Source organism: Mannheimia haemolytica, assembly GCA_900638155.1.
GTDB lineage: Bacteria > Pseudomonadota > Gammaproteobacteria > Enterobacterales > Pasteurellaceae > Mannheimia > Mannheimia glucosida.
Map to the genome: position 1 here is coordinate 1,230,572 of LR134495.1, position 12,609 is coordinate 1,243,180.

Consider the following 12,609-nt stretch of genomic DNA (forward strand, 5'->3'; position numbering starts at 1 on the left):
ATTGCCATACGGAAATTTAGAGCCTGACAGCCCTGCTCACAAGGGAGAGAAAAATAAAAGGAAATATTATGTCAGACACACTTCTTAATCCTTATTTTGGTGAATTTGGCGGTATGTATGTGCCGGAAATTTTAGTGCCGGTGCTAAAAGAACTAGAACAAGCCTTTGTGGAAGCACAGCAAGATCCAGCATTCCAAGCTGAATTTGCTGATTTACTCAAAAATTATGCCGGTCGCCCGACTGCCTTAACCCTTTGCCGTAATTTAACCAAAGGGAGCAAAACCAAACTCTATTTAAAACGTGAAGATCTTTTACACGGTGGGGCACATAAAACCAACCAAGTGCTAGGGCAAATTTTACTTGCTAAACGAATGGGTAAAACCCGCATTATTGCCGAAACAGGAGCAGGACAGCACGGTGTGGCAACCGCATTAGCGTGTGCGATGTTGGGAATGCCTTGTGTGGTGTATATGGGCGCAAAAGATGTAGAACGCCAATCGCCAAATGTATTCCGTATGCGTTTAATGGGAGCGGAGGTAATTCCGGTACAAAAAGGCTCTTGCTCGCTCAAAGATGCCTGTTGCGAGGCAATGCGGGATTGGGCGGCAAATTATGATACTACCCATTACCTAATCGGCACTGCAGCCGGCCCGCACCCGTTCCCGACAATGGTGCGTGAATTTCAGAAAATGATTGGCGAAGAGACCAAACGTCAAATTTTAGCAAAAGAAGATCGCTTGCCTGATGCGGTGATTGCTGCCGTAGGCGGTGGCTCAAATGCTATCGGTATGTTTGCAGATTTTATCGAAGAGCAATCAGTCACATTAATCGGCGTTGAGCCGGCAGGAAAAGGAATTGAAACCGGTGAACACGGTGCACCGCTCAAACACGGCACAACGGGGATCTATTTCGGTATGAAATCGCCGATTATGCAGGATAAAGACGGGCAAATTGAAGAGTCTTACTCCATTTCAGCCGGCTTAGATTTCCCTTCTGTCGGGCCGCAACACGCTTATTTAAATGCGACAGGGCGAGCTGAATATGTATCGATTACCGATGCAGAGGCTTTAGAGGCATTCCAAGCATTAGCCAAAAATGAGGGCATTATTCCGGCGTTAGAATCTTCCCACGCCTTAGCCTATGCGTTAAAAATGATTCAACAAAATCCTGAAAAAGAGCAGTTATTAGTGGTGAATTTATCGGGGCGGGGTGATAAAGACATTTTCACCGTGGATAAAATTTTAAATGGAGGAGAGTAAAATGAGCCGCTTTGATACGCTATTTACCGCATTAAAAGCAAAAAACGAAGGGGCTTTTGTGCCATTTGTGACATTATGCGATCCTGATTTTGAACGCAGTTTTGAGATTATCGACACGATGATTAAAAACGGAGCTGATGCGTTAGAGCTGGGCTTTCCGTTTTCTGACCCCCTCTTAGACGGGCCGGTGATTCAAGCTGCCAATAAACGAGCTTTAGACGGTGGCTACAGCACCGATAGCTGTTTTGAGCTGATTACCAAAATTCGAGCTAAATATCCAGACATTCCTATCGGTTTACTACTGTGTGCCAATTTAATTTTTGTGCCAACCGCAGAAGTATTTTTCCAACGTTGCCAACAAAGTGGAGTTGATGCGGTGTTGATTGCTGATTTGCCTGTTTTCGCTGCCCAAGAGTTTGTGCCAACCGCTGAAAAATATAGTATTCAGCCAGTGTTTATTTGCCCGCCGAATGCTGTTCAAAACACCATTGAACGGATTGCTCAATTAACCCAAGGCTACACTTATTTAGTTTCCCGTGCCGGTGTAACCAGTGCTGAAAACCAAGCTCACGCAAGTAATTTAGATAATTTAGTGGAAAGTTTGAAACAAGCCGGAGCTGCACCTATTTTACAAGGTTTTGGCATAGCCAAACCTGAACAGGTAAAAGAGGCGTTAAGGCTTGGAGCAGACGGGGCAATTTCAGGCTCAGCGATTGTAAAAATTATTGAACGTAATTTAGCTGATCAAGCTAATTTGCTCAAAGAACTTGCCGAATTTGTACAAGCGATGAAAGCGGCTACTAAGTAAACTACAAGCGGTGATTTTTTTGAAAAAATTTGCAAACGCTTTTAACTGAAAAACGGTTAAAAGCGTTTTGTTTTACTATTCAAAATTAATACGTTAGGCTAGAATACACAGCCTAAATTTTGAACCTACACGCTATGAAATCTGTTATCCCATTTTGCTTATTTTGCCTTTTTCTCCCTTATAGCTATGCTAAACAAACCGTTGGGGCGGTGAACGGCTATGGCGAACAAGAGCTGGAAATTGCGAACAACATTGTTATTGAGCAAGAAAAACCACTATTTATAGCAAATAAATCGGCAAGAAATTACCGTATTCCCTCATTGCTCACTACTGAAGACGGCATTGTGTTAGCAGCAATCGATAAGCACGAATTTGATAACAAAGATTGGGGCAATATTGATTTGGTTATTCGCCGTAGTTTGGATAACGGCAAGACTTGGCAGAACGATCAAGTGGTGATCGATTTAATTGAGCAACCTTACAATGCCCCTAATTTTGAAAATACCCAATCCGCCTTTGTGATTGACCCGGTGATGGTGCAAGATAAAGAGTCCGAACGCATTTTCTTGCTGGTGGATATGTACCCGGAATCCAGCGGTATTCACAGCCATATTACCTACCAAGGCAAAAGAGAGCCCGCCAATCCTGCCAATTCGTTAGGCAATGGTTATACCAAAATTGATGATAAAGCCTTTTTAAAACTGGTTGGTAAAGGCGAAACTTATACCTTGCGAGAGCAAAATCACCATTTAAGCCGAGTGTATGACGCTCAAAACCGCCCGACAGATTACCAAGTCGTCACCAAAGGCGATCCTGATAAAGCCTATCGTGATCTCGGCGATGTATATTTAGGAGAGGTGAGTGAGGCAAATTATCAAGGCAATATTTTTCTCTCCTCACAAAAAGAGTTTAATCGCTCCGCTCCGTTTGCGATACAGAAAACCAGTTATTTATGGTTGATTTACAGTGATGACAACGGCAAAACGTGGTCTAACCCGGTTGATTTAAACCCACAGCTTAAAACCGATTCAATGAAATTTCTCGGTACCGGTCCCGGCACAGGTGTACAGTTAGAAAGTGGTTCGCTATTAGTACCGGTTTATTTTATTGACCAAAATGATAATGAACTGACTGCGGTCATCAGAAGCGAAGACGGTGGAGAAACGTGGGTAATGGGTGAAACCCCGATTAAATTTAACGGTAATAAAGCTCCTTATAAGGCGAGCGAATCGCATATTGTAGAACTCAACGATGGTTCTATAATGCTTTTTACCCGCACAAACAAAGGCAATGTGTTGGTTTCTAGTAGCAATACCGAAGGTATGACTTGGCAAAGTAGCGAGCTTGATGCGGAGTTACTCAATTCCTATACGCAATTATCAGCGATTAAATATTCAAAAGAAATTAACGATAAAACCTATGTGTTGCTCTCTAATGCTCATTCCAAGCAGATGTGGAAAAGAATGAATGGACGAGTTTGGATTGGTGAAATCAAGGCGAATAACCGCATAGACTGGCAAGATCATATTCAAGTTACTGATGAGAATGAAACCTTTGGCTACAGTAGCCTTGCAGAATTGCCTGATGGCAAGGTCGGGCTGTTATATGAAAAAGTCGGTGGTGAAATCAGATATATTCGATTAGAGGTTGAACAGATCTTAAAAGATGATAAGCTAAACCACTACAAGCGGTCATTTTTTTAGTATTTTTTGCAAATTAAAGGAAATTTATGAAATTAACAAAAATTGCTATTTCGCTAGTTGCTATTGTTGGCGCAGTTGCGGTTGGAGGAAGTTGGTACACAGGTAAGCAGGTTGAAGAAAAATATCAGCAACTGATTATTCAAACAAATAATCAACTTAAACATATTAATAGCCAATATGGTAGTAAAATAGAAATTAAAGATGTGCAAATTGAGCGCCATTTCTTTAGCTCCGATGCGAAATATCGCATAGAAATTGATATGTTTGATGGCGAAAAATTTGATGTAATCGGCAATGATACTATTTATCACGGTCCACTACCGCTTAATCGTTTAGCCAAATTTAACTTTGCTCCGGTAATGATGAGCCTGGAAAACCGTATTCAAGCACCTGAGCAATTTAAAAAAGTGGTTGGAGAGCAGCTAGGTTCAGGTACTACCAATATTAGTTATTCTGGTGATGCTGAGGGAGAATTTGCGCTCTCTCCGGTTAAATTTAGTAAAGATAAAACCTCGATTGAAAGCACCCCGGTTAAAATAGAATATAGCTACGACAAAAATGGCGAAAATGCAGTGGCTAAGGTTCAGTGGGATAAGTTGGATGTGAAAGCCGAAGACGGCAATTTCCAAATTCAAGGTATATCTTATGATATTCATACAGGCGATAACCAAGGCTATGCAAATTTAGTTTTGGGTAAAGGTAGTGGAAAAATCAAAACAATCGCACTCCAAACTCAGAATGGGGAGGAAAATTCGCTTATTACAGATATTGTGATTAAGGGCGAAAATGAGTTAAAAGGTGATCGATTTGTTTCAACAGGTACTTTAGATGCAGCCTCTGTGAATATTGAAGGTGTTGAGTTTGGTAAGTTTAATCTAGATATGGCGTTAGACTTTGATGCAAAATTGTATGATCAACTTTCAATAGCACTTTCTGATCCTAAATTTTTTGAAAATGAGCAGACTGGCGAGTTAGCCTTAGCATTATTAGCAAAATCGGTTAAATTTCATATTAATAATGTATCGCTTGAAAATAGTAAAGGTAAGTTTGATTTAGCATTATTATTAAATGTAGCTCAGTTTGATGCGAAAGCTATAAGCGACTTAAATAGTGTGCTAAAAGCGGTAGCGACAAGTAAATTTACCTCAAGTGTGAATCGTGATTATGCAGAAGATATTGTTCGACAAATCTCAATGGTAAGAGAGAAATTAAGCGAAGAAGAGGCAAAAACTATAGCCAAACAACAAGTTGATGCTGTTTTTGCCAATGCACAAGAGAATAGCTTAAGAGTAGTTGATAATAACAAAGTGATGGTTGAATTAACGGTAGATAACGGTAAAGTGCATTTAAACGGACTTGAACTGAGCGAAGATGAACTTCAAATGGCTCTGTTTATGATTATGATGGGTGTAAGTTCACTCGGTCACTAATCTCATTCACTTAATTAAAGCGTATTTTTGCAATAGCAGAAATACGCTTTTTTTATCCTATTTTTCGCCTATTCTTGTATAATAACGCCAATATTTATTTGATTATAAAGAGATTTTTATGGCAACTATCGCAAAAAATCCACTGGTATTAGTGGATGGTTCTTCCTATTTATATCGAGCATTTCACGCTTTCCCTCCACTCACTAATCGCTTAGGAGAGCCGACAGGGGCAATGTATGGCGTGCTGAATATGTTAAAAAGCCTGATTTCACAAATGAACCCAAGCCATATTGCCGTGGTGTTTGATGCCAAGGGGAAAACCTTCCGTGATGAGTTGTTTGAGCAATATAAATCGCACCGTCCACCAATGCCGGACGACTTACGCCCTCAAATTGAGCCTTTGCACCGTATTATCAAAGCCCTTGGGATCCCGTTGATTTCCATTGAAGGCGTTGAGGCAGACGATGTGATCGGCACACTTGCAGTGCAAGCCGCTAAAGACGGCAAAGATGTGCTGATCAGTACCGGCGATAAGGATATGGCACAACTGGTGAACGATCACATTATGTTGATTAACACCATGAACAACACCGTGCTAGACCGAGAGGGTGTGATCGAAAAATACGGTATTCCACCTGAATTGATTATCGACTTTCTGGCATTAATGGGCGATTCCGCCGACAACATTCCGGGTGTCAAAGGGGTAGGAGAAAAGACCGCATTAGCCTTATTGCAAGGCATCGGTTCACTGGAACAGATTTATGCTAATTTGGATCAAATAGCCACCCTTTCTTTCCGTGGGGCGAAAAATTTTGCCCCAAAATTGGAGGCGGAAAAAGCCAATGCTGATTTATCTTATTTGCTTGCTACCATCAAAACCGATGTGGAACTTGATGTCACTCACGATCAACTTTTAACGCAGCCGCAAGACCGTGTTGAGCTTGCTCAATTATTTGAGCATTATGAATTTAAACGCTGGCTGAACGAAGTGAATCAAAATGCCAATCCGGTTACTCAAACTTCGGCTGAAAAAGTGCCGAATAATTACCAAGCCACACAAGCGGTCAGAAATGAGGAAAATGTTGCAACTGTAGTCGAGATAGATCGCAGCAAATATGAGACCGTTGATACTGAACAGAAATTATCAGCTTGGATTGAAAAACTCTCGGTAGCTCGTTTGATTGCGGTGGATACTGAAACCGACAGCCTTGATGCAATGACGGCTAATTTGGTCGGTATTTCCTTTGCACTTGAAAATGGCGAGGCGTGCTATATTCCGCTTGGGCATAAGCAAAAAGCTCAACCTCAACAAGCCGATATGTTTGGCGATGAGGAGAGTTTAGAAAGCCAACCTGCCGATGAATTGGTAAAAAATCAGCTAAATTTGACCGCTTGCTTAAGCCAACTCAAGCCGATTTTGCTTAACCCAGAGATTAAAAAGATCGGGCAGAATATTAAATATGATTTAACCATTTTTGCGAACTACGGCATTGAACTACAAGGTGTTGCTTTTGATACGATGATTGAATCTTACACCCTAAATAGTACCGGTCGTCACAATATGGACGATTTATCCGCCCGTTATTTAGGGCATAAAACGATTCCGTTTGAAGAGCTTGCCGGCAAAGGGAAAAATCAACTGACATTCGATAAAATCGAGATAGCAAAAGCGGCTGAATATGCCGCAGAAGATGCTGATGTAACGATGAAACTCCACCAAGTATTGTGGCAAAAATTACAGCAAGAACCTGACTTAGTGAAATTATTCGATGAAATTGAAATGCCACTTGTGAGCGTGCTTTCTCGAATTGAACGCAACGGTGTGTTGATTGACCCGAAAAAATTATTGACCCAATCGGCTGAAATTGAAAAACGCTTGGCGGAAGTTGAAACATTAGTACATTCAGAGGCAGGGCAAACCTTCAATCTTGCCTCAACCAAACAATTACAAGAGATTTTGTTTGAAAAATTAGGCTTGCCGGTGTTGAAGAAAACGCCAAAAGGTGCACCCTCAACCAACGAAGAAGTGTTAGACGAGTTGGCTCAACAGGGGCATTTAGTGCCGAAGTTATTAATGGAGCATCGTGGGTTAAGTAAGTTGAAATCCACCTACACCGATAAATTACCGCAACTGATTAACAAAAAAACAGGGCGGGTGCATACCTCTTACAACCAAGCGGTAACTGCAACCGGACGCCTTTCTTCCAGCGATCCGAATTTGCAGAACATTCCGATCCGCAATGAAGAGGGCAGACGAATTCGTCAAGCCTTTGTCGCGAGGGAAGGTTATAAAATTGTTGCCGCTGACTATTCACAAATTGAGTTACGGATTATGGCTCATTTATCGAATGATGAGGGAATGATCAAGGCTTTTGCGGAGGGCAAAGATATTCACCGTGCTACCGCCGCCGAAATTTTCGGTGTGGCGTTAGATGAAGTTACCTCCGAACAACGCCGCAGTGCGAAAGCAATTAACTTCGGGCTGATTTACGGAATGTCGTCATTTGGGCTTTCAAGCCAATTAGGGATTGGGCGTGCTGAGGCTCAAAAATATATGGATCTCTACTTCCAACGTTACCCGGCAGTTCAACAATTTATGACCGATATTCGTGAAGTTGCAGTTGAAAAAGGCTATGTTGAAACCCTATTTGGTCGCCGTTTGTACTTGCCTGATATTAAATCCGGCAATGCTATTTTGCGTAAAGCCGCAGAGCGGGTAGCAATTAATGCCCCAATGCAAGGCACGGCTGCCGATATTATCAAAGTGGCGATGATTGGTATTGATAATGCGATTCGTGATAATGATGAAATCAAAATGATTATGCAGGTTCACGATGAATTGGTGTTTGAAGTCAAAGCCGATAAAATCGACCATTACAGCCAATTAATCAAAACCGAAATGGAAAAAGCGATTAGCCTCAAAGTGCCACTGATTGCCGAAGTTGGCGTAGGCGAAAACTGGGACGAGGCTCATTAAACTATACAATTCACGACTTTTATTGTATTGTTGTAACAGTTCATTAATATGAAACTTTTGATGATTTTATTGTCAAACAAGAAAATTCTTGTTGGTAAAGGAAAACAAATGAAAACATTATTTAAAAAATCGGTATTCGGTTTAGCGTTATTTGGCTTGGCAAATGTGGCATTGGCTGATGCACAATCTATTGCAGAATTACAACGCCGTTTGGAACAAGTAAGCCAATATAGTGCGGACTTCGACCAAACCGTGCGCTCCAGCAAAGGCAAACAAATTCAGCAAGGTAAAGGCAAATTCCAAGTAAAACGCCCAAACTTATTTAGAATGGATACTAAATCGCCACAAGAAAATTTGATTGTGTCTGACGGCAAAGACTTATGGTTTTACGATCCTTTCGTTTCACAAGTTACGGTAAATACCGTGCAAGACGCGGTTAATAATACCCCATTCGTCTTATTAACCAGCAGTGATAAAAGCCACTGGGATCAATATGATGTCAGCCAAAGTGCTGATACTTTCGTGCTTAAGCCAAAATCGAAAAAAAGCAATTTAAAACAGTTTGATGTGCGGATTGACCAAAGCGGTTTATTAAAAGGTTTCAGCACCATTGAGCGTGACGGGCAAAGTAACTTATATGTGTTACGCAATATTACTACCGGCGGTGTCTCAAGCGATTTGTTTAAATTCAGCGTACCGAAAGGGGCTGAGTTAGACGACCAACGTGGCGGTAAAAAATCGAAAAAATAATGGAGAGCAAGCGGTCGTTTTTCTGCAAAATTTTGTAAAAATCTGACCGCTTGTCACCGTTTTTACTTCAAGGGACAGTATGAAAACACTCTATAACCAGCGAGATCCAAACGAGTGGACGCAGTTTTTAGCTCTGCTTGAACAAGCGGTTGCGGAAGATAAACTTGAGCCGTTTTTCTCAATGTTTCTCACCGCCGATGAGCGAGGTTCATTAGGCTTGCGTTTACAAATTGTGCAAGCCTTACTAAAAGGTGAAGATTCGCAACGGGAAATCCAACAAAATTTAAACACCAGTGCAGCAACCATCACTCGTGGTTCAAATATGCTTAAAACACTCGACCAAGATTTTTTACAATGGGTGAACGGCAAGGTTAACGGAACAGTCAATGGCAAAGCGTAACAAGCGATTTTTAAGCTCTCTTTTCAAGAAAATAGGGCTTTTTTTTATTCCTCGCAAAATAAGAAGTAAATTGGGCTGGCTTTGGTTTGGCTCAAGTCGCTTATTAACCTTTGGCGGTACATTTTTTCTGATTCCGATACTGATTTTTTCGGTGTTACCAGTGCCTTATTCTGCGTATATGGTGCAAAAAAAGGTGGAAAATTTGGTTCAGGGAAAATCTTACCCGATCAAAAAAGAATGGGTGAGCCTGAATGAGATTTCGTGGCAAATGCAAATGGCAGTGATTGCTTCAGAAGATCAAAAATTTGAAAGCCATTTTGGATTAGATTTAAAAGCGATTGAAACAGCCTTAAAGCTCAATGCCAAATCCAAAAAAGTGCGTGGTGGCTCGACTATTTCTCAACAGACGGTAAAAAATATGTTTTTATGGCACGGGCAAAGCTGGTTACGTAAAGGGATTGAAGTGCCTTTAACTCTGTTAGTCGAAAATGTGTGGAGTAAGGATCGAATTTTAGAGGTGTACCTCAATATTGCGGAATTTGGCAACGGCATTTTTGGCGTGGAAGCGGCAGCACAGCATTTTTTCAAAAAATCAGCTAAACAGCTAACCTTGCAAGAATCCGCACTATTGGCAGCCTCTTTGCCTAATCCGTTAGTGTTTAGGGTAGATAAACCCGGCCCGAGTATGCGAAAACGCCAAGCGTGGATTATGCGACAGGTGAGTTTGCTCGATGGCAAAAATTATTTAGATAAATTGTAGATAAGAAAGATAAAGCGGTAATTCATTTTACCGCTTTTTAACTAATAAGGATTGCTAGAAAATGAAATGGCTGATGTTGTGTCGAGAGCCTCGTTTATATAGTTGCTGCCGAATCAAAGCAGCTTGTGAAGCAAAGGGGATTGAGCTGGATATTTTAGACCCGAATCGAATGCTACTCGGGTTAGAAAATGGCGAATTTAAGATCTACTATCAAGCTGGCGAGAGTTATGATAACAACCGTTCGGAGCCGGTATTGTTGCCGGATTATGATGGTATTTTACCCCGTTTTGGCACAGGCAGTACCGAAATGGGCTGTACAGTGTTACGCCATTTTGAAGCAAAAGGTATTCCGGTTTTAAATCATTCAGTGGCATTTGCGTTAGCCAGAGACAAATGGCGATCATTACAAAAATTAGCAGAACATAATTTACCGATTCCCAATACGAATTTTGCAGGGCATTTGGTTTCGGTGAAATCACAACTCAATCAATTTGCTTTTCCACTTATTTCAAAAGTGCTAAATGGTTCACAGGGTAATGGCGTAATGTTGTTTGAAGGCAAAAATAATGCCGAAGCGGTGTTATCAACCTTTAGGCAAGTTAATGAGCCTTATTTATGCCAACAATTTGTGAGCGAAGCTGAAGGACAAGATATTCGGGCGTTTGTGATTGGCAATGAAGTGGTTGCTGCAATGAGCCGAATCAGCGTAACAGGCGATTTTAGAGCCAATATTCATCAAGGTGGAACGGCTCAACCGATTGAATTAACTCAGATGGAACGTGCGTTAGCAATTAAAGCAACTAAAACGATAGGGCTTGATATTGCAGGCGTTGATTTTCTGCGGACAGAAAAAGGCGTAGTTATTTTAGAAGTCAATGCCAGCCCGGGATTTGAAGGCATAGAGAGAGTAAATGATGTTGATATAGCTTCTGAAATGGTCTCTTATTTTATCAATAAGATGAAGAATGCTTGATTTGAGTAAAACAAGCGGTCGTTTTTGTATTATTTTTTGTAAATATCATAAAAAATGAGATCAAAGCCATAAAAATGCAGAAAAATTTAGGGTAAAATGGCTACTCTTTGGCTATTGATTACTTTTATTTTTATAGATTATAAGGTTTCTAAAATGAGCGATTTAAAACAACAGGCGCTTGATTTCCACGAGTTCCCAATCCCCGGAAAAATTTCCGTTACTCCTACTAAAGCATTAGATACTCAGCACGATTTAGCTTTAGCGTACTCTCCTGGGGTTGCTGAGCCTTGCTTAGCGATTGAAAAAGATCCTTCAGCTTCTTATCGTTATACGGCACGGGGTAACTTAGTTGCAGTTATTTCTAATGGTACAGCAGTGTTAGGCTTAGGCGATATTGGTGCTTTAGCAAGTAAGCCTGTGATGGAAGGAAAAGGGGTTTTATTTAAGAAATTTGCCGGAATTGATGTGTTTGATATTGAAATTAATGAAACTGATCCGGAGAAATTAGTAGAGATTATTGCATCGTTAGAGCCGACTTTTGGTGGCATTAATCTGGAAGATATTAAAGCACCTGAATGTTTTTATGTGGAGCAAAAATTGCGTGAGCGTATGGGAATTCCAGTGTTCCACGATGATCAACACGGTACGGCAATTATTACCGGTGCGGCAGTGATTAACGGATTACAAGTGGTAGGTAAAGCAATTTCAGAAGTACGTTTAGTAGTAAACGGTGCTGGAGCATCAGCGATTGCGTGTACTAACTTACTCCGTTCATTAGGTGTGAAAAAAGAAAATATCACGATGTGCGATTCTAAGGGCGTTATTTTCCAAGGTCGTGGTGATAAGATGGATGAAACCAAACAATTCTATGCAATAGAAGATAATGGTTGGAGAACATTGGCAGATGCTGTTGCGAATGCAGATGTTTTCTTAGGTTGTTCAAAAGGCGGAGCTTTAACGCAAGAAATGGTTAAAACAATGGCAAAAGATCCATTAATTCTTGCTTTAGCAAACCCTGTGCCAGAAATTACACCTGCTGAAGCCAAGGCTGTCCGTCCAGATGCGATTGTATGTACCGGTCGTTCAGACTTTAAAAACCAAGTGAATAATGTGCTTTGTTTCCCGTTCTTATTCCGTGGGGCATTAGATGTTGGGGCAAAAACCATTAATGAAGAAATGAAAATGGCAGCAGCTTATGCGATTGCAGAGTTGGCTAAAGAACCTGTGCCGTTTGAAGTTATTTCAACTTATGGCGAATTATCGTTTGGCCCGGAATATATTATTCCGACGCCATTTGACCCACGTTTGATCGTGAATGTCTCGATTGGTGTAGCAAAAGCAGCAATTCAGTCTGGTGTAGCAACTCGACCAATTACAGATTGGGAAGCTTATGCAGAGCAGTTGAAAAAACTGGTTGCTTAATATTTTTACATTGCATTTTTCTGCAACTTCAGTAAAATACGCAGTCGGCATATCGAGACGGATATGCCGATATTTTTTCGGAAACAGCTGGGTCGCCTGCTGTTTTTTCTATTCACGGGGATTTCCC

Annotated in this window: 10 protein-coding genes; all 10 read left to right on the forward strand. The window is 41.0% G+C overall.

Translation table 11 applies throughout. The features are described from left to right. Positions 1–68: 68 nt before the first annotated feature. The 10 genes from trpB (at position 69) to EL242_RS06230 (ending at position 12,482) form a co-directional block, all read left to right on the forward strand. Positions 69–1,259, forward strand: coding sequence for a tryptophan synthase subunit beta (gene trpB, locus EL242_RS06185; protein WP_126301930.1), 1,191 nt, complete (start codon positions 69–71; stop codon positions 1,257–1,259). A 1-nt stretch (position 1,260) separates the two neighbouring features. Then, positions 1,261–2,067, forward strand: a complete 807-nt coding sequence (gene trpA / locus EL242_RS06190; RefSeq protein WP_126301931.1) for a tryptophan synthase subunit alpha — start codon at positions 1,261–1,263, stop codon at positions 2,065–2,067. A gap of 134 nt (positions 2,068–2,201) precedes the next feature. After that, positions 2,202–3,770, forward strand: a complete 1,569-nt coding sequence (locus tag EL242_RS06195; protein WP_126301932.1) for a sialidase family protein — start codon at positions 2,202–2,204, stop codon at positions 3,768–3,770. A gap of 26 nt (positions 3,771–3,796) precedes the next feature. Beyond that, positions 3,797–5,200 (forward strand): YdgA family protein, encoded by a 1,404-nt coding sequence (locus tag EL242_RS06200; protein WP_126301933.1) that lies wholly within the window; start codon positions 3,797–3,799, stop codon positions 5,198–5,200. Between the two features lie 118 nt (positions 5,201–5,318). Further along, entirely contained in the window at positions 5,319–8,177 is a 2,859-nt protein-coding gene (gene polA, locus EL242_RS06205) for a DNA polymerase I (protein WP_126301934.1), read from the forward strand. A 108-nt stretch (positions 8,178–8,285) separates the two neighbouring features. Next, entirely contained in the window at positions 8,286–8,927 is a 642-nt protein-coding gene (gene lolA / locus EL242_RS06210) for an outer membrane lipoprotein chaperone LolA (protein ID WP_126301935.1), read from the forward strand. Positions 8,928–9,006: 79 nt separating this feature from the next. Next, complete coding sequence (gene trpR / locus EL242_RS06215) at positions 9,007–9,327, forward strand: trp operon repressor (protein ID WP_006250686.1); 321 nt, start codon at positions 9,007–9,009, stop codon at positions 9,325–9,327. Continuing rightward, complete coding sequence (mtgA, locus tag EL242_RS06220; RefSeq protein WP_126301936.1) at positions 9,314–10,087, forward strand: monofunctional biosynthetic peptidoglycan transglycosylase; 774 nt, start codon at positions 9,314–9,316, stop codon at positions 10,085–10,087. The genes trpR and mtgA overlap by 14 nt, the downstream gene beginning before the upstream one ends. A 61-nt stretch (positions 10,088–10,148) precedes the next feature. Next, the gene (locus EL242_RS06225; protein ID WP_126301937.1) at positions 10,149–11,060 is read left to right on the forward strand and encodes an ATP-grasp domain-containing protein; all 912 of its coding nucleotides are present in this window, start codon (positions 10,149–10,151) and stop codon (positions 11,058–11,060) included. A gap of 153 nt (positions 11,061–11,213) precedes the next feature. Next, complete coding sequence (locus EL242_RS06230) at positions 11,214–12,482, forward strand: malic enzyme-like NAD(P)-binding protein (RefSeq protein ID WP_126301938.1); 1,269 nt, start codon at positions 11,214–11,216, stop codon at positions 12,480–12,482. Positions 12,483–12,609: the final 127 nt, after the last annotated feature.